This window comes from Klebsiella sp. CSG-1, assembly GCF_056521145.1.
This window is the reverse complement of the sequence record NZ_JBWNLD010000014.1, coordinates 25,494-47,986: the sequence shown is the minus strand read 5'-3', so window position 1 is coordinate 47,986 and position 22,493 is coordinate 25,494. Positions and strand designations below refer to the sequence as shown.

General features: G+C 58.4%; 19 protein-coding genes. 12 read left to right on the top strand and 7 right to left on the bottom strand.

The window, feature by feature from the left end; all coding sequences use genetic code 11:
• Nucleotides 1-56 precede the first annotated feature (56 nt).
• A complete protein-coding gene (locus AC007G_RS24555; RefSeq protein WP_047664998.1) occupies nucleotides 57-1,502 on the bottom strand; it encodes a M20 family metallopeptidase in 1,446 nt (481 codons plus the stop codon).
• On the bottom strand, nucleotides 1,502-2,812 hold the full coding sequence (locus AC007G_RS24550; RefSeq protein ID WP_032687452.1) for a M20 family metallo-hydrolase: 1,311 nt from the start codon (nucleotides 2,810-2,812) through the stop codon (nucleotides 1,502-1,504). The genes AC007G_RS24555 and AC007G_RS24550 overlap by 1 nt, the downstream gene beginning before the upstream one ends.
• Nucleotides 2,813-2,977: 165 nt before the next feature.
• Here AC007G_RS24550 and AC007G_RS24545 point away from each other — a divergent pair, with 165 nt between their 5' ends.
• Together AC007G_RS24545 and smrA are read left to right on the top strand one after the other, a co-directional pair.
• Complete coding sequence (locus tag AC007G_RS24545; protein WP_032687454.1) at nucleotides 2,978-3,889, top strand: LysR family transcriptional regulator; 912 nt, start codon at nucleotides 2,978-2,980, stop codon at nucleotides 3,887-3,889.
• Between the two features lie 97 nt (nucleotides 3,890-3,986).
• Nucleotides 3,987-4,550 (top strand): DNA endonuclease SmrA, encoded by a 564-nt coding sequence (gene smrA, locus AC007G_RS24540; protein ID WP_032687455.1) that lies wholly within the window; start codon nucleotides 3,987-3,989, stop codon nucleotides 4,548-4,550.
• Here the strand turns inward: smrA and AC007G_RS24535 are convergent.
• Nucleotides 4,547-5,353, bottom strand: coding sequence for an IclR family transcriptional regulator domain-containing protein (locus tag AC007G_RS24535; protein WP_032696070.1), 807 nt, complete (start codon nucleotides 5,351-5,353; stop codon nucleotides 4,547-4,549). The genes smrA and AC007G_RS24535 overlap by 4 nt on opposite strands.
• 167 nt (nucleotides 5,354-5,520) lie before the next feature.
• Here AC007G_RS24535 and AC007G_RS24530 point away from each other — a divergent pair, with 167 nt between their 5' ends.
• The 6 genes from AC007G_RS24530 to pcaC are packed head-to-tail and all read left to right on the top strand — an operon-like array spanning nucleotide 5,521 to nucleotide 10,585.
• Complete coding sequence (locus AC007G_RS24530; RefSeq protein ID WP_032687457.1) at nucleotides 5,521-6,207, top strand: 3-oxoacid CoA-transferase subunit A; 687 nt, start codon at nucleotides 5,521-5,523, stop codon at nucleotides 6,205-6,207.
• A gap of 10 nt (nucleotides 6,208-6,217) precedes the next feature.
• Nucleotides 6,218-6,874 (top strand): 3-oxoacid CoA-transferase subunit B, encoded by a 657-nt coding sequence (locus AC007G_RS24525; protein ID WP_032687458.1) that lies wholly within the window; start codon nucleotides 6,218-6,220, stop codon nucleotides 6,872-6,874.
• Between the two features lie 10 nt (nucleotides 6,875-6,884).
• Nucleotides 6,885-8,087, top strand: a complete 1,203-nt coding sequence (pcaF, locus tag AC007G_RS24520) for a 3-oxoadipyl-CoA thiolase (protein ID WP_032687459.1) — start codon at nucleotides 6,885-6,887, stop codon at nucleotides 8,085-8,087.
• A gap of 9 nt (nucleotides 8,088-8,096) precedes the next feature.
• Nucleotides 8,097-9,449 carry a 3-carboxy-cis,cis-muconate cycloisomerase gene (locus tag AC007G_RS24515; RefSeq protein ID WP_047664997.1) on the top strand — a complete coding sequence of 451 codons (1,353 nt, stop codon included), beginning with the start codon at nucleotides 8,097-8,099 and terminating at the stop codon, nucleotides 9,447-9,449.
• Nucleotides 9,439-10,206: a 3-oxoadipate enol-lactonase gene (gene pcaD, locus AC007G_RS24510; RefSeq protein WP_032699707.1), complete on the top strand. Its 768-nt coding sequence runs from the start codon at nucleotides 9,439-9,441 to the stop codon at nucleotides 10,204-10,206. Before AC007G_RS24515 ends, pcaD begins: the two co-directional genes overlap by 11 nt.
• Complete coding sequence (gene pcaC / locus AC007G_RS24505; protein WP_004862525.1) at nucleotides 10,196-10,585, top strand: 4-carboxymuconolactone decarboxylase; 390 nt, start codon at nucleotides 10,196-10,198, stop codon at nucleotides 10,583-10,585. Before pcaD ends, pcaC begins: the two co-directional genes overlap by 11 nt.
• A gap of 41 nt (nucleotides 10,586-10,626) precedes the next feature.
• Here the strand turns inward: pcaC and AC007G_RS24500 are convergent, their stop codons facing one another.
• Nucleotides 10,627-12,246, bottom strand: a complete 1,620-nt coding sequence (locus AC007G_RS24500; RefSeq protein ID WP_142630764.1) for a mechanosensitive ion channel family protein — start codon at nucleotides 12,244-12,246, stop codon at nucleotides 10,627-10,629.
• A gap of 36 nt (nucleotides 12,247-12,282) precedes the next feature.
• Nucleotides 12,283-12,531 carry a hypothetical protein gene (locus AC007G_RS24495; protein ID WP_064793621.1) on the bottom strand — a complete coding sequence of 83 codons (249 nt, stop codon included), beginning with the start codon at nucleotides 12,529-12,531 and terminating at the stop codon, nucleotides 12,283-12,285.
• Here AC007G_RS24495 and AC007G_RS24490 point away from each other — a divergent pair.
• From AC007G_RS24490 to AC007G_RS24480, 3 genes are read left to right on the top strand one after another with little or no spacing between them, the layout of a single operon-like run.
• Entirely contained in the window at nucleotides 12,530-12,985 is a 456-nt protein-coding gene (locus AC007G_RS24490) for a MarR family transcriptional regulator (protein WP_032687465.1), read from the top strand. The two genes, AC007G_RS24495 and AC007G_RS24490, sit on opposite strands and share 2 nt — an antisense overlap.
• Nucleotides 12,986-13,009: 24 nt before the next feature.
• Nucleotides 13,010-14,188 (top strand): HlyD/EmrA/EmrK family protein, encoded by a 1,179-nt coding sequence (locus tag AC007G_RS24485; protein ID WP_032687466.1) that lies wholly within the window; start codon nucleotides 13,010-13,012, stop codon nucleotides 14,186-14,188.
• A gap of 10 nt (nucleotides 14,189-14,198) precedes the next feature.
• Nucleotides 14,199-15,734, top strand: a complete 1,536-nt coding sequence (locus tag AC007G_RS24480; protein WP_046852378.1) for a DHA2 family efflux MFS transporter permease subunit — start codon at nucleotides 14,199-14,201, stop codon at nucleotides 15,732-15,734.
• A gap of 73 nt (nucleotides 15,735-15,807) precedes the next feature.
• Here the strand turns inward: AC007G_RS24480 and fumA are convergent, their stop codons facing one another.
• Nucleotides 15,808-17,457, bottom strand: coding sequence for a class I fumarate hydratase FumA (fumA, locus tag AC007G_RS24475; RefSeq protein ID WP_142630763.1), 1,650 nt, complete (start codon nucleotides 17,455-17,457; stop codon nucleotides 15,808-15,810).
• 54 nt (nucleotides 17,458-17,511) lie between these two features.
• Nucleotides 17,512-19,023 carry an anion permease gene (locus tag AC007G_RS24470; RefSeq protein ID WP_032687499.1) on the bottom strand — a complete coding sequence of 504 codons (1,512 nt, stop codon included), beginning with the start codon at nucleotides 19,021-19,023 and terminating at the stop codon, nucleotides 17,512-17,514.
• Nucleotides 19,024-19,658: 635 nt separating this feature from the next.
• On the opposite strand from AC007G_RS24470, the gene AC007G_RS24465 reads away from it, so the two are divergent.
• Complete coding sequence (locus tag AC007G_RS24465; RefSeq protein WP_046852379.1) at nucleotides 19,659-22,436, top strand: flavocytochrome c; 2,778 nt, start codon at nucleotides 19,659-19,661, stop codon at nucleotides 22,434-22,436.
• Nucleotides 22,437-22,493: the final 57 nt, after the last annotated feature.

Genomic DNA, 22,493 nt, shown 5'->3' with positions numbered 1-22,493 from the left:
GCATTCCTCAGTCGTTGTTGTGTTAGTTGTGGTGTTTATTGCGTGAGCTATTGTTTTTATTTTAAAGGTGACGGTGTCACGTCTTGCGGGATCGGGCAATGATATGGCCTTTCCGCCAGCTGTTGCGCCAGTTCGTGTTGACTGGCTTGCAGCAGCGCGCCGTCGGTGAGCAGGCGGATCGCCGTGGCGCCGAGCACTTTTCCGGCCAGCAGCATCCCCTTGTGGGCGATGGCCGTGCGGCCCTGGCTCACCAGCTGCCAGGTATGCAGCGGTGTTCCGACGGCAAAACAGGGGCTGAAACATTGGGCGACCGGGGTTTTCCAGCTGACGTCGCCCACATCGGTTGACCCTGCCAGGATATTATCCGTCGCGGCCCAGGGAGCGACTTCATCGATCAGCACCGTGTCCCGGTGGCGGCGGGCGAAGTTTTTTCCCTCTTCGCCGCCGGTGCCGGCGATATTTTTCAGGCTGTTGTTGAGGTCGTTCTCGCTTAATGTTGCACGAATTTGGTCGGCAAACGCGCGATCTTCCTTGCTCCATGACGGCGTGCCGTAGTGGCAAACGGCCTGATACATCGCCGCCTCCAGCGTGCGATTTGGTAAATAGCTGGAGCAGGCCTTCTCGAAACGACAGGTGACCGAGGTTTCAGTCATCAGCGCCGCGCCCTGGGCGATTTTCTCGATGCGGGCATAGATTTGCTGCGCATCCGCCATCTCCGGCGCGCGGATTAAATAGAGCACTTCCGCCTGCGCCTGGACCACGTTGGGGGAAATGCCGCCGCTGTCGGTAATGGCATAGTGGACCCGCGCTTTCTCAATAATATGCTCATTGAGGAAGTTGCTGCCGGTGGTCATCAGCGTAACGGCATCCAGAGCGCTGCGACCCAGATGCGGCGAGTTGGCGGCGTGGGCGGCGGTGCCGCTGAACCGCCAGGCGGCCTGAATGTTGGCCAGCGTGCTGGTGCTGAACATACCGGCGAAGGCTTCCGGGTGCCAGGTCAGCGCGGCGTCCACATCGTCAAACAATCCTTCGCGCACCATAAACGTTTTGCCGGAACCGCCTTCTTCACCCGGACAGCCGTAGAAACGAATCGTCCCACGACCGCCGTGCTGCGCCAGCCAGCTCCGGCAGGCAATGGCGGCGGCCAGCGCCGCGGTGCCCAGCAGATTGTGACCACAGCCGTGGCCGTTCGCCCCTGGGGTTGCGGCAGCAGGATGCGCGCAGTGCGCCTGCTGACTGAGCCCGGCCAGCGCATCATATTCACCCAGCAGGGCAATCACCGGCTTTCCGCTGCCGTAGCTGGCGACAAAGGCGTTCGGGATCCCGCCGGCTTCACGGCAGACCTGAAAATCTTCTGTTTCAAGGGCCAGCGCCAGCCGTTCGGCTGACCAGTACTCCTCAAACCGTGTTTCCGGATGATCCCAGATTGCATCGGCGATGGCGGTCAACTCCCCGGCGCGGGCGGCAATCGCCTCATCAACGTAGCGGTAGAGAGTCTCCATTACACACCTCGTTGCCAGGGGAAATTGAGCGCGGTGCGGGCCAGGGTTTCAACGGCGATGGCCATCACGTTCTCATCAAAGTCGAATTGTTCGTTGTGGTGGCCGGCGCTGAGTTGCGTGCCAAAAACCATATATGAGGCCAGACCATTATGCTGTTGAACCCGGGCCATCATCAGGGTGGCATCTTCTGAGCCGGCAGGCGCGGCAATACGGTCGATAGCCTGTTCCACGCCGGGCACCCGGGCCGCCTGCTCGCGCAGATAGTTTACCCACGCCGGGGAGGGGGCGCTGGAGGTCGCCGCGCCCATCAAACGCACGTCGACGCTGGCCCCGTACATCGCGGCAGCCCCCTGGATAACCTCTTGTGCGCGTTCAAACACATAGCGATTAATGTCTTCCGTGTCACCACGGGTTTCCACCTTCAATAGCGCGCCGGAAGGGACAACGTTCCGCCCGGTGCCTGCCTGCATGACGCCGACGTTGACCCGCGACGCGCCGGCGCTATGCGGCGCGATGGCGTGCAGACCAATTGCCGCCTGCGCCGCGGCGAGCAGAGCATTGCGTCCGTCTTCCGGTTTACCTCCGGCGTGGGCGGCGACGCCGGTGAATACCGCGTCGAATTTGGTGGTAGCCATAAAATTATCGCTGCCGCATACCACCGTACCGGCCGGTACGCCGGTACCGATATGAATAGCGGTAAAGTAATCGACATCATCCACCACGCCAGCGGCGACCATGGCCCGCGCGCCGCGGGTACCTTCCTCCGCAGGCTGGAAAATCAGCTTGATCACGCCGTGCAGCCGATCGGCATACTGTTTCAGAACGTGGGCCAGACCAAGGCCGATAGCCGTATGACCATCATGTCCGCAGGCGTGCATCATCCCAGGGTTACAGGAGGCAAAGTTCTCGCGGAACGGGCGGTGGTGGCCGTCGCTATGTTCATTCAGATCGAGGGCATCCATATCGACCCGAAAGGCCAGCGTGGGGCCGGGACGCCCGGTATCCAGCGTCGCGACGATACCGGTGAAGCCGCCTTCAAACGCGCTCAGCCACGGTTCTGGCGCCCCTTGCTCACGGGCGCGCTGAAAAGCTTTGGCCAGGGTGGCCTCATCCGGTAATCCCATCCGGCTATCGGCATCGATCGCGTCGCGGCCCAGCGTCAGGTCGTAGCCCAGCTGGTGCAATCGTTCTGCAACTTTACTGGCGGTGCGGAACTCGACCCAGCCGGACTCGGCATAATGGTGTAAATCGCGACGCCATTGCGTCATCTCTGGCAGCAGTTGACGGATGTATTCATTGAGTAACGGCATAACCTGTCCTGTCATATTTAAAAATGTGATGAGGTTCACGGTGTGATAGCTTTTACTTATCGCTGACGGGTTTTTCAGCAGCGCATTCTTACGTTGCCACAACGCTTTGCATTACAGTAGATGCCATTTTCTTCTGTTTGATAAACAATGGTTATCACTACGGCGATGTCTTTTCAGATCAAATTTCACCAAATTCGCGCCTTCGTCGAAGTGGCGCGTCAGGGCAGCATTCGCGGTGCCAGCCGGACGCTGGCGTTATCGCAACCGGCCTTGACCAAGGCGATTAAAGAGCTGGAAGAGGGGCTGTCCGCCCAGCTGTTCGTGCGCCGTAGCCAGGGGGTATCGTTAACCGAAAATGGCGAAAGTTTTTATCAGCACGCCAGTTTGATTCTTGAGGAGCTGCGGGCGGCGCAGGAGGATCTGTTACAGCGCCAGGGGGCGTTGACCGGGCAGATCAATATTGGCCTTGGAGCCAGCGTGGCGCGCTCGCTGATGCCCTCGGTGATTGGGCGTTTTCATCAGCAGCACCCGCTGGTGAAGGTGCGTATCATGGAAGGTCAACTGCTGTCGATGATCAACGAGCTGCGGCAGGGGGAGCTCGACTTCACCATCAATACCTATTATCCCGGCCCTTACGATCATGAGTTCAGCTTTGAGAAGCTGTTCGAAAAGCCGTTTGCGGTCTTCGCCCGCGTCGGGCATCCCGCAACCCAGGCGACCTCGATTGAACAACTGCTGCCTTACAGCTGGACCATGCCGACGCCGCGCGGCAGCTACTTTAAGCAGCTCCAGGATCTGTTTAGCCACCGTGCGCAGATCCCGCATGTCGGCATCGTGTGCGAAACCTTCTCTTCCTGCATCAGTCTGGTGGTACAGAGTGATTTTCTGAGTATCTTACCGGTTGAGCTGGGCAGCGACCCGATGATTGCCGACAAGCTGGTGATGATCAAGGTGAGCGAAACGTTACCGAAAGCGACCTATTACCTGATCCAGCGTCGCGACTCGCGCCAGACGCCGCTAACGGCCTCGCTAATCACCCAGTTTCGCCGACAAAGTCGCCAGCAGTTTCCCGCCTGAGCCGGGAGGGTAAATTGTCGCCGGTTGTCGACAAACGCATTGAGGAGGCGGGGCGCGGCGGATATAGTAGCCTCCGGTAGCAGCCGGAGGAGTGCACATGAATCTTGACGACAAATCGCTATTTCTTGGCGCCATGGAGGACGTTCAGCCTCTCAAGCGTGGCAATGACGTGCATTGGCATCCTGAACGCAACCCGCGCCCGACGCAGCGTCTTGATGTCCTGCAGCTCGATAATTTTCTCACCACCGGCTATCTCGATATTCTGCCGCTGACGACGCCGCTGGAATTTAAACGCGAAGGGCTGCAAAACGGTGTGCTGGATAAGCTGCGGCTGGGGAAATATGACCCGCAGGCGAGCCTGAATCTGTTGCGCCGTCCGGTCGAACAGTGCCGGCAAATGCTGTTTGCCTTTGTCGTGCAGGCGCAAAAAGAGGGGTTGCGCAATCTGCTGATCGTCCACGGGAAAGGGCGGGATGATAACGCCCACGCCAATATCGTGCGTAGCTATCTGGCGCGCTGGCTGGTCGAACTGCCCGAGGTGCAGGCGTTCTGCGTGGCCTCGGCACCGCATGGCGGCAGCGGAGCGTGTTACGTCGCGTTGCGTAAATCCGCCGAGGCGAAACAGGAAAACTGGGAGCGCCACGCCAAACGCAGCCGCTAGCGCAGCAGCAGCGTCAGCTCGCGAGCCGCTTTTTGCAGCTCGGGCAGTACTCGTTCCAGCATTTCGCGGGTGGAGACCTGCCCGGCATGCACGCCGACGTTCAGCGCGGCCTGTATCTGGCCCTGCGGGTTGAACAAAGGCACCGCCAGCGAGCGGAGCCCCATTTCCAGCTCCTGATCGTTGAGCGCGTAGCCCTGCTGCTGGACGCGCTTCAGCTCCGCGCGCAGTTTGTTCACTGAATCCACCGTTTGCGGGGTGTAGCGAATCATCGTGACCCGCGCCAGCATATCGTTCAGCTTCTCTTCCGGCAGATGGCTTAACAGCACGCGCCCCATCGAGGTCGCCCAGGCCGGCAGGCGGCTGCCGATATCGAGATCGATGGTCATAATCCGCGAACTGGAGGCGCGGGCAATATAGAGAATATCGTCGCCATCGAGGGTGGCTATCGAGCAGGACTCGTTCAACATTTCACTCAGATGTTTAAGAACAGGCTGCGCCGAACGCGCCAGCGGCGTGGAGGCTAGCCATGCGTGGCCGAGAGCCAGAATGCGCGGGCGCAGCTGAAAGTTTTTGCCATCTTCCGCATAGACGAACCCCAGTTTCCCCAGCGTATACAGGCAGCGGCGCACCGCCGCGCGCGGAATGCCGGTCTTCTGACTGATTTGCGAGATAGACAGAACCGGGCGCTGCGGGGTGAAGGCCTGAATCACTTCCAGCCCGCGGGCCAGCGAGGCCATAAAGTTCGGATCGCCTTTAAACGGATCGCTGTCGCCCGTCAGTAAATCGTCTGGATGCTTCTCCATTTTCTTCTCCATATTTGCCATCGATCACATTCTTTCGCTAAAGATATACGATGTTCGATTATCGCACCATATTTCGATTATCGCCCTTGACCAACATCGTTAAGCGGGTCACATTTTGTGCGAACAACGCATAAAAGTGCGATTACCGCACGTAAAGGAGCGACCTGATGATTGATAAAAGCGTGTCGACGCTAAGTGATGCCATCGCCGGGATTCACGACGGGGCGACCATCATGATCGGCGGTTTTGGTCCTGCCGGTCAGCCAACGTACCTGATTGATGCCCTGATTGAACAGGGTGCCCGCGAACTCACCATTATCAACAACAATGCGGGCAACGGTGAAGTTGGCCTGGCGGCACTGCTGAAGGCCGGACGCGTGAGAAAGATGATCTGTTCTTTCCCGCGCCAGGTCGACTCACAGATTTTTGACGATCTTTATCGTCGCGGCAAAGTGGAGCTCGAACTGGTCCCGCAGGGTAATCTCGCGGCGCGAATCCAGGCCGCCGGCGCCGGTCTGGGCGCGATTTTTACGCCGACCGGCTACGGCACGCCGCTGGCTGAAGGTAAAGAGAGCCGCGAAATCGATGGTCGTCATTACGTCCTCGAATACCCGATCAAGGCCGATTTTGCCCTGATCAAAGCGCATCAGGCTGACCGTTGGGGCAATCTGGTGTACCGCAAAGCGGCGCGCAACTTCGGCCCCATTATGGCCACCGCCGCAAAAACCACCATCGTTGAAGTCTCCCGTCTGGTGAGTCTTGGCGACCTTGACCCGGAAAATGTGATCACGCCGGGGATTTTCGTCCAGCGGGTGTTCTCGCTGGAACACCTGACCACCGCACAACGCGCCTGAGGAGCCAGCCATGCAAAAACTAACCCGTGATGAAATGGCCCAGCGAGTGGCGCGCGATATTCCTGAAGGGGCCTATGTCAATCTGGGCATCGGTTTACCTACGCGCATCGCCAACTATCTGCCGACCGACAAAGAAGTGTTTCTGCACAGTGAAAATGGCCTGCTGGGGATGGGGGGCAAGCCGCAGCCGGGCGAAGAAGACCCCGAGCTGATTAATGCCGGTAAAGAGTACGTGACCCTGCTTAAAGGCGGCTGCTTTTTCCATCATGGCGACTCATTCGCCATGATGCGCGGCGGCCACCTCGACATTTGCGTACTGGGGGCGTATCAGGTCTCCGCCAGCGGCGATCTCGCCAACTGGAGCACCGGCGCGCCGGACGCGATCCCGGCGGTGGGGGGGGCGATGGATCTCGCCATCGGCGCCCGTCAGGTGTTTGTGATGATGGATCATCTGACCCGCGACGGCGAGTGTAAGCTGGTTGAACAGTGCAGCTACCCGCTCACCGGAGTGGGCTGCGTCAGCCGGATCTACACGGACCTGGCAGTCATCGACATCACGCCGGCCGGCCCGGTGGTACGCGAAATTTTCAACGGCCTCTCTTTTGAGGAGCTGCAGCGCATCACTCCGGTGGCGTTGACCTTCGAACATCTGGCGGAAAGCGCATAAGGAACCTATGATGAATCAGGCATTTATCTGTGATGCGGTGCGTACACCGTTCGGACGTTTTGGTGGTACGCTGGCGACGATGCGCGCCGATGATTTGGCCGCTCTGCCGCTGAAAGCGCTGCTGGCGCGTAACCCGGGGCTGGATCCCGCGCGCATTGATGATGTGATTTACGGCTGCGCAAACCAGGCCGGGGAAGATAACCGCAACGTTGCCCGCATGGCTCTGCTGCTGGCCGGGCTACCGCAAACGGTGCCGGGCAGTACCATTAACCGGCTGTGCGGCTCCAGCCTTGATGCGATCGGCGTCGCAGCGCGCGCCATCAAAAGCGGCGAAACTCAGCTGATGATCGCCGGCGGCGTGGAGAGCATGTCGCGCGCGCCGTTCGTGATGGGCAAGGCGGAGAATGCCTTCAGCCGCAACATGCAGATTGAAGATACGACGATCGGCTGGCGCTTTATCAACGCCCGGATGAAAGCATTGTACGGCGTGGATTCGATGCCGGAGACCGCCGAGAACGTCGCCGCTGATTTTGCCGTTTCGCGTGCCGATCAGGACGCCTTTGCGCTGCGTAGCCAGATGCGTACCGCCGCGGCGCAGGAGGCCGGCCGGTTTGCTGATGAGCTGATAACGGTCTCTATCGCCCAGCGAAAAGGTGATCCGCTGCTGTTTACCCGCGATGAACACCCGCGCAGCACTTCTGCGGAAGCGCTGGCGAAACTCAAGGGGGTAGTGCGCCCGGACGGCTCGGTGACCGCGGGGAACGCCTCCGGGGTGAACGATGGCGCCTGTGCCTTGCTGTTGGCCAGCGAATCGGCGCTGAGGGCCAACGATCTGCACCCCCTGGCCCGGGTTGTCGGCGTGGCGACGGCGGGTGTGGCGCCGCGGATTATGGGCTTCGGACCGGCTCCGGCGGTACGTAAAGTGCTGGCGCAGACCGGGCTGACGCTGGAGCAAATGGATGTGATTGAATTGAATGAAGCGTTCGCCGCACAGGCGCTGGCGGTGACCCGCGATTTAGGGCTGGCCGACGATGCGCCCCACGTCAATCCCAACGGCGGCGCCATTGCGCTGGGCCATCCTCTGGGGGCGTCGGGCGGGCGTCTGGCGATGACCGCCGCGTATCAACTACGTCGCACCGGTGGGCGCTATGCGCTGTGTACCATGTGTATTGGCGTCGGTCAGGGCATTGCGCTGATTATTGAACGTGTTTAAGGAGCCAACATGAGTTTGTTGACCCCCATGCTGCGCAGCAGTCCGCTGACCGCCTGGTTTAGCGATGCGCAGCGGGTGCAGGGGATGCTGGATTTTGAAGCGGCGCTGGTCCGCGCGCAGGCATCCTGCGGCATGGTGCCGCAGGATGCCGTCGCCCCCATCGTCAGCGCCTGCCAGCATTCGGCCATCGATTTTCCGGCCCTGGGGCTGGCCGCCGCCAGCGCGGGCAACCTGGCGATTCCGCTGATGAAACAGCTCACCGCCCGGGTGAAGACGCAGGATGCCGGGGCGGCACGCTATGTTCACTGGGGGGCGACCAGCCAGGATGCTATCGATAGCGGACTGGTCTTGCAGCTGCGCGGCGCGCTGGACGAAACGGAACGGCTGTTGCAACAGCTGATTGACGGCTTCGCCATGCAGGCTGAACGCTATCAGAACACGGTCATGCCCGGTCGTACCTGGATGCAGCACGCGCTGCCGGTCACCTTTGGCCTGAAGCTGGCGGGCACGCTTGATGCGCTGCTGCGCTGGCAGCAGCGTTTGCGGGAGATGCGACCGCGGGTGCTGGTGCTGCAGTTTGGCGGCGCGGCGGGTACCCTGGATTCGCTGAAAGCCGATGCATCGCCGGTTGCTGCGGCGCTGGCCAGCCAGCTCGGGCTGACTCTGCCGGATACGCCGTGGCACAGCCAGCGTGACCGGCTGCTTGAAGTGGGGGCCTGGTTTGCTGGCCTGTGCGGCACGCTGGGCAAATTTGCTAACGATTTTTCCCTGCTAATGCAAACCGAAGTGGCGGAAGTCAGCGAACCGGTTGCGGAAGGGCGCGGCGGATCGTCGACCATGCCGCACAAACGCAACCCCATCGCCTGTAGCGCGATTTTAACCGCAGCCCAGCGCACGCCAGGACTGGTGGCGACGCTTTACGCCAGCCAGATTCAGCAGCATGAACGCGCCCTTGGCGGCTGGCAGGCGGAATGGGAGACCCTGCCAGAGCTGATTATGCTGGTGGGAGGGGCGCTGGCGCAAAGCGATGCGCTGGTTCGCGAGATGCAGGTCTTCCCGCAGAAAATGCGGGCCGATCTGGAGATCACTCACGGACTGATTATGGCCGAGGCGGTGACGCTGGCGCTGGCGGCGTTTATTGGCAAAGCCGATGCCCATCACCGTATTGAGGCGCTGTGCCGCCAGGCGATCGACGAATCTCGCCCGCTGCAGGCGCTGCTGGAGAACGACCCGCTGGTCAGCCAGCATCTTTCGCCACCCCGTTTAACGCAGCTGCTGGACCCGGCCACGGCCACCGGCAGCGCCGAACGTTTTGTGCGCCAGGTCGTGGCGCGTTACAAGGAGCAACGTGATGAACCTTGATTATCAGCTGGACGGGCCGGAAGGCGCGCCGGTCATTGTGCTTTCTAACTCGCTCGGGACCACCCGCGCAATGTGGCAGCCGCAGATGGCGGCCTTAACCCAACGGTTCCGCGTACTGCGCTATGACACCCACGGCCATGGTAAAACCCAAAAGTCAGGCAAGGTGACGCTGGCGCAGCTTGGTGAAGATGTTATTGCGCTGCTCGATCATCTCAATATCGCCAAAGCCTGGTTTTGCGGTATCTCGATGGGCGGCCTGACCGGGCTATGGCTGGGGCGTTTTGCCGCGGATCGTTTTTACGGTATCGCGGTGGCCAACACGGCGGCGCGGATTGGCGATCAGGCCAGCTGGCTCTCCCGCTCGCGGGCCGTGCGTCAGGAAGGAATGGACGTAGTGGCCGCCGGTGCGGCGGACCGCTGGTTCACGCACGCTTTCCGTCAGAAGGCGCCGGAGGTGGTCGAGGCGCTGTGCCATCAGCTGACCCATAGCAATGCCGAAGGGTATGCCGAGTGCTGTGAAGCCCTGGCGGCGGCCGATTTGCGCAGCGAAGTCGGACAAATTAGCGTGCCGACGCTGATCATTGCCGGTGAAAGTGACCCTGTCACTACCGTTGCCGATGCGCATTTTTTACATCAGCAGATCTCCTCTTCGCAGGTGGTGGTGGTTCCCGCGTCCCATCTGTCCAGTATCGAGTCGCCGGAGGCCTTTAGCGCGGCGCTGTTGGCTTTTTTGCAAGGGGACGATCGTGGACGATAAAACCCGTTACCAGCAGGGCATGAACGTTCGGCGCAAAGTGCTGGGCGATGCCCATGTGGAGCGCACGCTGCACAATCTGACGCCGCTCAATGACGAGTTTCAGGATTTTATTACCCGCTATGCGTGGGGAGAGACCTGGACCCGGCCGGGGCTCGATCACCATACCCGCAGCATGATAACAATCGCCATGCTGATTGCGCTCAACCGCGAAGCGGAGCTGAAAATGCATCTGCGCGCGGCGTTTAATAATGGTGTGACCCGCGATGAGCTGAAAGAGTTGATTATGCACTCCGCGCTGTACTGCGGGCTGCCTGCCGCCAATGCCACGATGCATCTTGCGCAGCAGGTGTTTGATGAGCTGGACGGGAAACCGGCCTGATGCGGTTGTGCTGGCCGGTTTTCGCCGGCCAGCATCGTGACTTATCTCTCTGTTATCTGTGGGTCTTTCGCCGCCGGCGCGGCGTACCAGTCCTCTTTTGCCACCATCACAGCTCCCTTCGGCTGCATAACAAAGTTCGGCGACATGATCTGCACGCCAAATTCATTAAAGACATCCTGAATGTTGCTGTGTAGCACGGTTCGTCCGTCGGCCAGCGAGGTTTCCGCCAGTAGCAGGACCTGCAGCTCATAGGCGACGTACCAGTCCATCAGCCCAAGCTGACGCACCTGCGGCGGCTGGCGGTGGTCGATACCCGGCGCGCGCCGCGCGGCCAGTTCCAGCAGCGCCTGAACCTGTCGCCACGGCGTGTCGTAGCCGATGGTGACGCCGGTGGTCAGGTTAAGGCCGCTTTCGCTGCTTTGTGCGCTGAGGTTGGTGATTTTCCCGCTCACTACCACGGCGTTTGGCACCGTCACGATATAGTTTTCCCGGGTGACGATTTTGGTGGCCAGCATCCCAATTTCACTGACCTCACCCTCATTATCGGCAATCCGAATCACATCGCCTTTGCGCAGCGCGCGCGAGTAAATCAGCACCAGACCGCTCATGGCATGGTTCATGACTCCTGCCGATCCCAGGGTTAACATCAGACCGAAAAAGACGCTAATCCCTTTGAACGCCAGCGAGTTGGCGCCAGGTAAAAAGGGGTAAGCGGCGGAGAGGGCGAAGAGCCAGATGACCACCGAGATAAGTTTGCGCGTTGCGCCTACCGTTTCGGGATGCAGACCCGGAATTTGCAGACGACCGGCTTCCACCTGACTGAGCAGCAGCTTTACCAGACGGATAATAAACCAGGTGATCAGCAAGATAATCAGAACAATCAGCAGCCCGGGTAGCGCCGAAACTATTGCCAGGGCAATCTCCTGCAGGACGCGTACCGACCACTCTCCCAACGATTCGCTCCACACGCGCGTCCAGGGAAACAGGCCGAAGGCCCAGCTTAGCCAGGCATAAAGCGCCACTATGCCCAGCAAAACCATCAGCAGGGCATAGAGTCTGGTTTCGATATTGCCGAGAAACCGCCGCCAGTTCTGGGGGATCCAGCCGCGCTTTTGCAGAATACGCAGCAGAAAATAGCGGCGAACCCGACGCCAGGAGCGCCAGGCGGCGTAATAAAAGGCCGCCAGCAGCAGCGCGCCACCCCCCACTTTAACGACCGCCAGCGTCAGATAGGATGTATTGAACTGTTCACGAAGCGCGGTGCGCTGCGCCTCCATTCGGGCGAGAACCCGCTGGCTGGCCTGGTCGAGGGTCAGGTCGTCACCTTCGTCGAGGTCGGCCTGGCTCAGTAACATAATGGGTTTACCGTTCATAAGGAACAAACGACCCGGCAGGTTGTAGCGCGTGACCGGAACAACCTGCAGCGGCTGGCTGATATCCGCCTCGGTAAAAGCGCGTAGCGTATTGCGAATTCGCAGCACCCGCTCTTCGGGCGTCGTCTGACCGAAGGTCGCCTGTAACATCACAATCGGCTGGTGGAAAATTTTCACCGTACGGGCCTGTTCACGTTCTGTGGGCTGTTGGCGAGGTTCCGCCGCCGAAAGGGGGAACGCCAGGCATAGCGCGAGGCCGGCCAAAAATAACGCCTGTATTTTGTTCATATGCAGCACCCAAAAAAAGAGAATTATCGTTATTTTTCAGGTGGTCAACAGCATTTTCTGACCAGGCCTTGCTTTGAGCATAGACCAGCGATAAGCGAATACAAGCGCGGCGGAGAGGTCGCGAATATCGAGGGCGGGGCCGGCAAACAACCTCGGGCGCGGCGTCTCGCTGCGCTGAGCGGCGGCCTTTGCGCTGACAAAACGTGCGATCTTCTTGACACTGCGTTGACAAATAGATGCCTGGTCAGTAGTTTCATCTGTAATTACTGACCAGGCAAATATCATGAATAACCATCCGGGTATTATTAACAATAAATTTCACTTAGGTTTGTTGATCCATCTGGCTAACCAGTTCAAGGACCAGCTGATTAGCCAGCACTTCTCCGGCATGGACATTACCGCCGCGCAGTTCAAGGTGCTGATCAGTATTTATAAAGGCTTTAACAGTCCGGTCGAGATCAGTAAAAACCTGGTCATGGACGCCGGCGCCATGAGCCGAATGGTGGATCGAATGGTCAAGCGTGAGCTGATCAGTCGCTCCCCCAATCCACAGGATAAACGCCAGGTGATTTTGGCATTGACCGACAAAGGGCTGCTGATTTGCGAGCGCTTTGTCAATGAAGCGCTGGTATCGATCATCAGCGAACTCACCGCCCGACTCACTCCCGATGAATCCCGACAGCTGGTCGATCTGATGACAAAAATGTTGCCAGACGAGATCGTCGCCCCTCATCGCTAATGCATTCAAAAAGGTCCTGACAAGATGGAAACCACTGCGGTACAACAGGCTGAGCGCGGCAGCAAGCGCAAACGTAACTTTATTATTTTATTGATTATCCTGCTTCTGGCCGCCGGTGGCGGGGTGGCGTGGTATTTGCTGTACGCCCGCTACTATGAAACGACCGACGATGCTTATGTCAATGGCAACCAGGTGACGCTCACTCCTCAGATTGGCGGTACGGTCACTCAGGTGACGGTGGATGAAGGCGACTTCGTACAGAAGGGGCAGCCGCTGGTGCTGCTCGACCCCAGCGATACCGAAATTGCGCTGCAGCAGGCGGAAGCCAGTCTGGCGAATACGGTTCGCCAGGTTCGCGGGCTGTACAGCACCGCGGATAACTACCGCGCGCAGGTCGCCGCGAAAAAAGTGGCGTTACAAACGGCGCAAAACGACTATGCGCGGCGGCAGAAAATCTTCCAGAGCGGGGCGATCGCCGCGGAAGACCTGGCGCATTATCGCGATGCGGTCACCAGCGCGCAAAGCGATCTTCTCGCCGCACAGGAAGCGTTGCGCACCAATATGGCCATGGTGGATGACACCGTAATCGACAGCCACCCGGAAATTAAAAGTGCCGTCGCCACCCTCCGTCAGCGCTATCTCGACAATTCCCGCAGCACCATCGTGGCCCCGGTCAGCGGCTATGTGGCGAAGCGCGCGGTACAGCTCGGCATGCGCGTTGATTCCGGCACCACGCTGATGGCTATCGTGCCGCTGAACGAAGTCTGGGTAGATGCCAACTTCAAAGAGAGCCAGATGAAGGGGATGCGTCTCGGACAAAAAGTCACCCTCAACGCCGATCTGTACGGCGATGATGTCGAGTATCACGGCACCATCGAAAGCCTGGGCATTGGCACCGGTAGCGCGTTCTCGCTGCTGCCGGCACAGAACGCCAGCGGCAACTGGATCAAAATTGTCCAGCGTCTGCCGGTCCGTATTGTACTCGATCCCCATGATATGCAGAAAAACCCGCTGCGCGTCGGCCTGTCGATGAACGTCAGCGTCGATATTCGCGACGCCGACGGCCACCTGCTGCCGCAGCAAACCGTTAGCAGCCCGCGTTTCACCACGGACGTGTATCAAAACCCGCTGGCAGAAGCGGACAAACTGGTGGCTAAAATCCTTCATGACAACAGCAAAACGGTAGCCGCCGGCGCCCGTTAAGAGAGACGTTATGCACGATAAGGCTGCCTTTACACCGCCCAATATGTGGCTGGCGGTGCTTGCGCTGTCTCTGGCCACGTTTATGCAGGTGCTGGATTCCACTATCGCCAACGTGGCGTTGCCGACGATTGCCGGCAACCTCGGGGTCAGCGCGGATCAGGGGACATGGGTGATCACCTCATTTGCGGTGTGTAACGCCATCGCGCTGCCGCTGACCGGTTGGTTTACGCGCCGCTTCGGGCAGTTAAAGCTCTTTATTGGCTCGGTGATGATGTTTACGCTGACCTCATTCCTGTGCGGATTTGCCCACAGTATGACCGAGCTGATTATCTTCCGCGCGCTACAGGGCTTTTTCGCCGGCCCTATGTTCCCGATGTGTCAGACGCTGCTGCTGGTTATCTTTCCCGCCAGTAAACGCAGTATGGCGCTGGCGCTGCTGTCGATGGTGACGGTCGTGGCGCCGATTGTCGGGCCGATTACCGGCGGCTGGATAACGGACAACTACTCGTGGCCGTGGATCTTCTACATCAACGTACCGATCGGCATCTTCGCCACTATCGTGGTCTGGACGCAGATGCGTGAACGGGAAGAGACCACCACCCACGCCCCCATTGATTACATCGGGATTGCGCTGCTGGTGCTCGGGGTTGGGTTGCTGCAGGTGGTGCTTGATAAAGGCAATGATCTAGACTGGTTTGCCTCTTCGCAGATCGTTGTGATGTCGACGATTTCCGCCATCTCGCTGGTGTCGTTCGTTATCTGGGAACTGGGCGAGCGTCATCCGATCGTGAACCTGCGCTTGTTCAAAGATCGCAATTTTGCGATTGGTACGCTCTCGCTGACCCTGGGGTACGCGGCTTTTTTTGCTATCAATATTATTCTGCCGCAGTGGCTGCAAACGCAGATGGGCTACACGGCGATCTGGGCCGGACTGGCCGCCGCGCCGATGGGGATCCTGCCGCTGATGATGACGCCGATTATCGGCCGCTACGCCAACAAGTTTGACCTGCGGATCCTGGCCTCGCTCTCATTTTTGACGATGGGGGCCTCCTGCCTGATTCGCGCGCAGTTCAATACCGACGTCGATTTCCGCACCATTGCAGAAGTGCAGCTATTTATGGGGATCGGCGTGGCGTTTTTCTTCATGCCCATTACCACGATTGTGCTGTCAAACCTGAACGGCGCGGAAGTGGCCGAAGGCTCCGGGCTGGCGACCTTTTTCCGCGTGCTGGGCGGCTCTTTTGCGTCGTCGCTCACCACCTGGATCTGGTCGCGTCGGGAAGTTTTCCACCATGCCAACCTGACGGAAAGCGTCTCCGCCTACAATCCCGCGGCGGTGGACTATATCAACAAGATGGGCGGCGCCACGCAGCAGCATATGGCGCTGATTGATAAGAGCATCGAGCAGCAGGCCTACATGATGTCGACCATCGACTATTTCTGGCTACTGGGCTGGGGCTTTATGGCGCTGATCGCGGTTATCTGGTTTGCCCGTCCGCCGTTCAGCCGCGCAGGGGGGCCAGGGGCGCCGTCAGCCGGCCATTAGTCTTCCGGCGGCGAGCGTAAAAAAGGCCGTAACGCACAGCGTTACGGCCCCGAACAGGGTTAATCAGCCAAAATTAGCGCTGTGAACAACCCGCACACTGTTTGTTCTGAATCTGCTGGAAGAAGTCGTTGCCTTTGTCATCCACCAGGATGAAGGCCGGGAAATTTTCCACTTCGATTTTCCAGATAGCTTCCATCCCCAGTTCCGGATACGCCACGCACTCCAGGCTCTTAATACTCTGCTGGGCGAGTACCGCCGCCGGGCCGCCAATGCTGCCGAGATAGAATCCACCGTGTTTGTGGCAGGCGTCGGTCACCTGCTGGCTGCGGTTGCCTTTCGCCAGCATCACCATGCTGGCGCCGTGGGACTGCAGCAGATCGACATAGGAGTCCATGCGCCCGGCGGTGGTTGGGCCGAGTGAACCTGAGGCATAGCCATCGGGTGTTTTCGCCGGACCGGCGTAGTAGATCGGGTGATCTTTCACGTACTGCGGCAGCGCTTCGCCGTTATCCAGCAGCTCTTTGAGCTTCGCGTGGGCGATATCGCGCGCCACAATGATGGTGCCGTTCAGCGTCAGACGAGTGGAAACCGGATGGGCGGACAGCTGCGCCAGGATCTCGCTCATCGGCTGATTCAGGTTAATACTGACCACCTTGCCTTCACCTTGCTCACGCAGCGCTTCCGGGATGTACTGGCCCGGGTTGCTCTCCAGTTTTTCAATCCAGATACCGTGGCGGTTGATTTTGGCCTTGATATTGCGGTCAGCGGAGCAGGAGACGCCCATGCCGACCGGGCAGGAGGCTCCGTGACGCGGCAGGCGAATCACGCGGATGTCGTGGGCGAAGTATTTGCCGCCGAACTGCGCGCCAAGGCCGAGATTCTGCGCTTCCAGCAGCAGCTCTTGCTCCAGCTGAATATCGCGGAACGCCTGGCCGTGCTCGTTACCTTCGGTGGGCAGGCCATCGTAGTAGCGTGTGGAGGCCAGCTTCACGGTTTTCAGCGTCGATTCCGCTGAGGTGCCGCCAATCACGAAGGCGATATGGTACGGAGGACAGGCCGCGGTGCCGAGGGTGCGCATCTTCTCAACCAGGTAGTTTTTCAGCTTCGCCGGAGTAATCAGCGCTTTGGTTTCCTGATACAGGTAGGTTTTGTTGGCTGAACCGCCGCCTTTCGCCATGCACAGGAATTTGTACTCGTCGCCGTCAGTAGCATAAAGATCGATCTGCGCCGGCAGGTTAGTCCCGGTGTTGACCTCTTTGTACATATCCAGCGCGGCATTTTGCGAGTAGCGCAGGTTATCTTCGGTATAGGTGTTGTAAACGCCGCGGGCCAGCGCCGCTTCATCGCCGCCGCCGGTCCAGACGCGCTGACCTTTTTTACCCATGATGATCGCGGTACCGGTGTCCTGGCAGGTCGGCAGCACGCCTTTCGCCGCGATTTCCGAGTTGCGCAGGAACTGCAGGGCGACGTATTTGTCGTTTTCGCTGGCTTCCGGGTCGAGCAGGATTGACGCAACCTGCTTTTGATGGGAAACGCGCAGCATAAAGGCCGCATCGTGGAAGGCCTGCTGGGCCAGCAGAGTCAGGGCTTCAGGGGCAACTTTCAGTATCTCCTGGCCGGCAAATTCGGCCACGGAAACATGTTCTTTGCTCAGCAGATAGTATTCAGTCTCATCTTTTGCCAGCGGAAAGGCTTCCTGGTAAACAAACGGTTTAGTCGACATAGCTTAGCTCCCTAAGAGTAAAACCGCCGGAGGAGAGCCTCCGGCGGTTATGAATCAGAACATCATGGACATCCACGGATAGCCAATCAGCAGCAGGGCGGCCAGGAAGATGGCGCCGAAGATGGTGCCGAGGCGCCAGTAGTCTTTGGTCGGCAGGTAGCCGCTGCCGTAGTAAATCGGGCTAGGACCGGTACCGTACGGCGTGATGATGCCCATCACGCCGAGCGAGGTCACCATCAGCAGGACGAAGACCTGCATATTCATACCCGGAATGGTGGATGCGATAGTCAGCATCGCCGGCAGCAGCGCGGTGGTGTGCGCGGTGGTGCTGGCGAACAGGTAGTGCAGCAGGTAGAACGCCAGCAGCAGCACGATAGTGGCGACGCCCGGGGAGATGCCGCTCATCAGCGCTCCGCCTTCTTTACCCAGCCAGGCGATAAAGCCGGTAGAGGAGAGGCCGTCGGCCAGCGCCACCAGGGTGGCGAACCAGACAAAGGTGTTCCATGCCGCTTTATTGTTGGTGATATCGCTCCACGAAAGTACGCCGGTCCATAGCATCAGCACAATGACCAGCAGGGCGGCCAGCGCCGGTTCAATCCACTCGGCGGCGAAAATCCACATGGCCAGGGCGAAGCAGACGAACACCAGCAGCAGGATCTCATTGCGTGACAGCTTGCCCAGCTTTTCCAGCTCGCGAGCGGCCCACAGCGGCACTTCGTTGTTGACTTTCACTTCCGGCGGATAGAACCAGTAAGCCAGCAGCGGCATCGCCAGAATCAGCAGGATACCCAGCGGCAGGAAGGCGATAAACCAGGTACCCCACGAGATATTGATGCCGACGATGCTTTTGACCAGCGCGAGGGCCAGCAGGTTTGGCGCCAGCGCGGAGAGGAACATCGAACTGGTGATACAAGCTGCGGTAATGGCCACCCACATCAGGTAGGAGCCGATACGACGCGCGCTGGGATCGTTCGGTTTAGAACCGTATAGCGGCGGCAGGTTGGCGATAATGGGGTAGATGGTCCCGCCGCTGCGCGCGGTATTGGACGGGGTAAACGGTGCCAGCAGCAGGTCAGCAAAGGTAATGGCATAACCCAGCGTCAGGCTGCGGCGGCCCAGATATTTCACCAGGATCAGCGCCAGACGGCGACCAAACTGGGTTTTATCGTAGCCAGCGGCGAACATGAAGGCGCCGAAAATCAACCATACGGTGGAGTTACCAAAACCGCTGACCGCCCATTTAAATGAGGCGCCGGCCAGTTTGAATTTGGGGTCGGCCAGCTGCGCTGGGTTGAAGAGCAGCCACTGGCTGCACAGGGCGATGACCACCACCCCGGTAATGCCGATCACGGCGCCCGGCAGGGGTTCAAAAATCAGCCCGACAATGACGCCAACGAAGATAGCAAAGTAGTGCCAGGCATAAGGCGGTAACCCGTCAGGCACCGGCACGAAGAGTAAAAGAACTGCAACAATAATGGGCAGCGCCATCATCAGCAGGCGGTTTTTATTTGCAGCCTTGGGACTGGCGGCACCGGCAGGCGGTATGGTTGTCTGTTTCTCTTTCATAATGAGTATCTGCGAGTAGTTGAAAATACGATGCGTCACGCAATAACCAGTGATTTTTTTAATTTCAAAACTTTCTTTACTTATTAATCTTTGGTTTTTCTGGTTTTTGTGACGGTTATTTAACGCATTTTGCTGTGCGTTAAATTTAATTCGTTGGTTATTTATATATTGCGCTTTGTTGCTTTATTGCAATTGATCAGGATCAATAAATGCGGTGTGTAGAGGTATTTATTTATTTTTAAAATAACCCTGCCGGGTGAGGTGCTTATTTGATTAAAATATCGATAAATGTTAATAAATAATTGGCTTACAAACGTACGCCAAGGGTTTTGTGTTTGTATCTGTATGATATTAATGAGTTTTATATTGTGATTGATATGTGTTGTTTTTTAACAAAGGTGGCTGGCATGTTATCGGTGTTTTGCTTTGTGTGAAAATTGTATTTTTAATTAATAATACAATAGAGGTATTGATGTTATTGGTGGTATTAAATAGTTTTTTAACTAACGTAATTGGTTTGGTAACTAAAAATAGCGCTATATTATGGGCATGACAACAGGAATTAAGAAACACAACCAAAAACAATTCCGTCACCCAATTCTGAATTTTCAATATTTAAAATCTGGAGTGTTAATATGACCAGTAGCCCACGTATATTGCGTCCTTTTACCTTACCGAATGGTACTGAGTTAAAAAACCGTTTGTTAATGGCACCGATGACCACCTGCACCGGCTATTATGACGGCAGCGTCACCAGCGAACTGGTGGAATACTATCGCGCTCGCGCCGGCAGCATTGGCACCATTATCGTTGAGTGCTGTTTTATTGATGATTACGGTCTGGCTTTCCCGGGCGCCATCGGCATCGACAATGACGAGAAAATTGCCGGTCTGGCTAAAATCGCCGACGCCATCAAAGCCGAAGGGTCAAAAGCCATTCTGCAGATCTATCACGGCGGACGTATGGTCGATCCGCAGCTGATCGGCGGCCGTCAACCGGTGGCGCCGAGCGCGCTGGCCGCACCGCGCGAAGGCGCTGCGATGCCGCGTGCGCTGAGCGGCGAAGAAGTTGAGGGAATGATTGCCAAATTCGGCGACGGTGTACGTCGCGCCATTCTGGCCGGTTTTGATGGCGTGGAAATTCACGGCGCTAACACCTATCTTATCCAGCAGTTCTATTCCCCGAATTCTAACCAACGCGATGATCAGTGGGGCGGCAGCCGCGACAACCGTGCGCGTTTCCCGCTGGCGGTCCTCGACATTACCCATAAAATGGCGAGCCAGTACGCCGATGATGCCTTTATTATCGGCTATCGCTTCTCCCCGGAAGAGCTGGAAGAGCCGGGTATCCGTTTTGATGACACCCTGTACCTGCTGGAAAAACTGGCGGCGCGCGGTCTCGACTATCTGCACTTCTCCGTCGGCGCATCTCTGCGTCCCTCGATTGTCGATACCAGCGATCCGACGCCGCTGATTGAAAAATATTGTGCGCTGCGCTCTGATACCCTGGCTCAGATCCCGGTGATGGGCGTTGGCGGCGTGGTCAACGCGGCGGATGCGGAGCAGGGGCTGGATCATGGTTACGATCTGATGGCCGTGGGCCGCGCCTGCATTGCTTATCCGGACTGGGCGGCGCGGATTGCTGGCGGAGAAAATCTCGAGCTGTTTATCGACAGCACCCAGCGCGAAGCGCTGAATATTCCGCAGCCGCTGTGGCGCTTCTCGCTGGTTGAAGCCATGATCCGCGATATGAGCATGGGCGATGCGAAGTTTAAACCCGGCCTGTTTGTGGAAACCGTGCAGGACGATGCCAACGAACTGGTGATTAACGTCAGTCTGGAAAATGACCGCATCGCCGATATCGAACTGGCTGCCGGCCCGCAGCAGAACGTGGAATTCACTACCAGCTTCGAAGAGATCCGCGAACGCATTTTGACCGCCAATACGCCGCACGTGGACGCGATTTCTGGCGCCACCAGCCAAAGTGAAGCGGTGAAAAAAGCGGTGTCGAAAGCGATGCTGAAATCAAGTAAAGCGCTGGCGCTGGAAGAGGGCGGCGCAGATCTGACGCCGAAAAGCTATGACGTGGTGGTGGTCGGCAGCGGCGGCGCCGGGCTGGCCGCCGCCATTCAGGCGCACGATGAAGGCGCAAGCGTCCTGATCGTTGAGAAAATGCCGACCATCGGCGGTAATACGATTAAAGCCTCTGCCGGAATGAACGCCGCGCAAACGCGCTTCCAGCGGGTAAAAGGTATTGAGGACAGCAAAGAGCTGTTCTATCAGGAAACCTTAAAAGGCGGACACAATAAAAACAATCCGCAATTGCTGCGTCGGTTCGTGGAAAATGCCCCAGAGGCCATCGAATGGCTGGCGCGTCGCGGGATCATGCTTAATGACATCACCACCACCGGCGGGATGAGTATCGACCGTACTCACCGTCCGCGTGACGGATCCGCCGTCGGAGGATACCTGATTAGCGGCCTGGTGCGTAATATCACTCGTCGCGGCATCGATGTGATGCTGGATACGTCGGTGGAAGAGATCCTGATGACCCACGACCAGGTGAGCGGCGTACGTCTGCTGAATGATGAGCAGGAAAGTATCGAGGTGCAGACCAAAAGTATCGTGATGGCGACCGGCGGTTTCAGCGCCAATAGCGCGATGGTGGTAAAATATCGTCCGGATCTGGCGGGGTTTGTCACCACCAACCATAAAGGGGCCACCGGCGGCGGTATTGCGCTGCTGGAACGGATTGGCGCCGGCACCGTCGACATGGGCGAAATTCAAATTCACCCGACCGTTGAGCAGAACACCTCGTACCTGATTTCCGAATCGATTCGCGGCGGCGGCGCCATTCTGGTCAATCAACAGGGGAACCGCTTCTTCAACGAAATGGAGACCCGCGATAAAGTGTCTGCGGCGATCATCGCGCTGCCGGAGCATTATGCTTACATCGTCTTTGATGAACATGTCCGGGCGAAAAACAAAGCGGCCGACGAATATATCGCCAAAGGTCTGGTGACCAGCGCCAGCTCGCCGCGTGAACTGGCGGAGAAACTGGGGATGGATTACCATGCCTTCCTCGCCACGCTGGAACGCTACAACGGGTTTGTTGAAAATCAGCGTGATGAAGAGTTTGGTCGTACCACCGCGCTGCGCGCGCCGGTTAACGAAGGGCCGTTCCATGCTATCCGCATCGCGCCGGGGGTTCACCACACTATGGGCGGTGTGACCATTAATACTGACACCGCGGTACTGGATACTCATCATCAGCCGATTGCCGGCGCTTATGCCGCGGGTGAAGTGGTCGGGGGTATCCACGGCGGCAACCGTATCGGCGGCAATGCCGTAGCGGATATTATTATCTTTGGCACCCTGGCGGGCCACCAGGCGGCAAAACGCGCCAGAGGCTAACGCTCAGTGATAACAGGCCGGGTTCGCCCGGCCCATTCCCGGCGGCGTCTGCCTGCC

Coding starts and splice junctions, on each gene's coding strand:
- smrA (WP_032687455.1), top strand. CDS start 3,987: ATGAATCTTGACGACAAATCGCTATTTCTTGGCGCCATGGAGGACGTT.
- fumA (WP_142630763.1), bottom strand. CDS start 17,457: ATGTCGACTAAACCGTTTGTTTACCAGGAAGCCTTTCCGCTGGCAAAA.
- AC007G_RS24530 (WP_032687457.1), top strand. CDS start 5,521: ATGATTGATAAAAGCGTGTCGACGCTAAGTGATGCCATCGCCGGGATT.
- AC007G_RS24485 (WP_032687466.1), top strand. CDS start 13,010: ATGGAAACCACTGCGGTACAACAGGCTGAGCGCGGCAGCAAGCGCAAA.
- AC007G_RS24470 (WP_032687499.1), bottom strand. CDS start 19,023: ATGAAAGAGAAACAGACAACCATACCGCCTGCCGGTGCCGCCAGTCCC.
- AC007G_RS24500 (WP_142630764.1), bottom strand. CDS start 12,246: ATGAACAAAATACAGGCGTTATTTTTGGCCGGCCTCGCGCTATGCCTG.
- AC007G_RS24555 (WP_047664998.1), bottom strand. CDS start 1,502: ATGGAGACTCTCTACCGCTACGTTGATGAGGCGATTGCCGCCCGCGCC.
- AC007G_RS24525 (WP_032687458.1), top strand. CDS start 6,218: ATGCAAAAACTAACCCGTGATGAAATGGCCCAGCGAGTGGCGCGCGAT.
- AC007G_RS24465 (WP_046852379.1), top strand. CDS start 19,659: ATGACCAGTAGCCCACGTATATTGCGTCCTTTTACCTTACCGAATGGT.
- AC007G_RS24550 (WP_032687452.1), bottom strand. CDS start 2,812: ATGCCGTTACTCAATGAATACATCCGTCAACTGCTGCCAGAGATGACG.
- AC007G_RS24495 (WP_064793621.1), bottom strand. CDS start 12,531: ATGATATTTGCCTGGTCAGTAATTACAGATGAAACTACTGACCAGGCA.
- AC007G_RS24490 (WP_032687465.1), top strand. CDS start 12,530: ATGAATAACCATCCGGGTATTATTAACAATAAATTTCACTTAGGTTTG.
- pcaF (WP_032687459.1), top strand. CDS start 6,885: ATGAATCAGGCATTTATCTGTGATGCGGTGCGTACACCGTTCGGACGT.
- AC007G_RS24545 (WP_032687454.1), top strand. CDS start 2,978: ATGTCTTTTCAGATCAAATTTCACCAAATTCGCGCCTTCGTCGAAGTG.
- pcaD (WP_032699707.1), top strand. CDS start 9,439: ATGAACCTTGATTATCAGCTGGACGGGCCGGAAGGCGCGCCGGTCATT.
- AC007G_RS24480 (WP_046852378.1), top strand. CDS start 14,199: ATGCACGATAAGGCTGCCTTTACACCGCCCAATATGTGGCTGGCGGTG.
- AC007G_RS24515 (WP_047664997.1), top strand. CDS start 8,097: ATGAGTTTGTTGACCCCCATGCTGCGCAGCAGTCCGCTGACCGCCTGG.
- AC007G_RS24535 (WP_032696070.1), bottom strand. CDS start 5,353: ATGGAGAAGCATCCAGACGATTTACTGACGGGCGACAGCGATCCGTTT.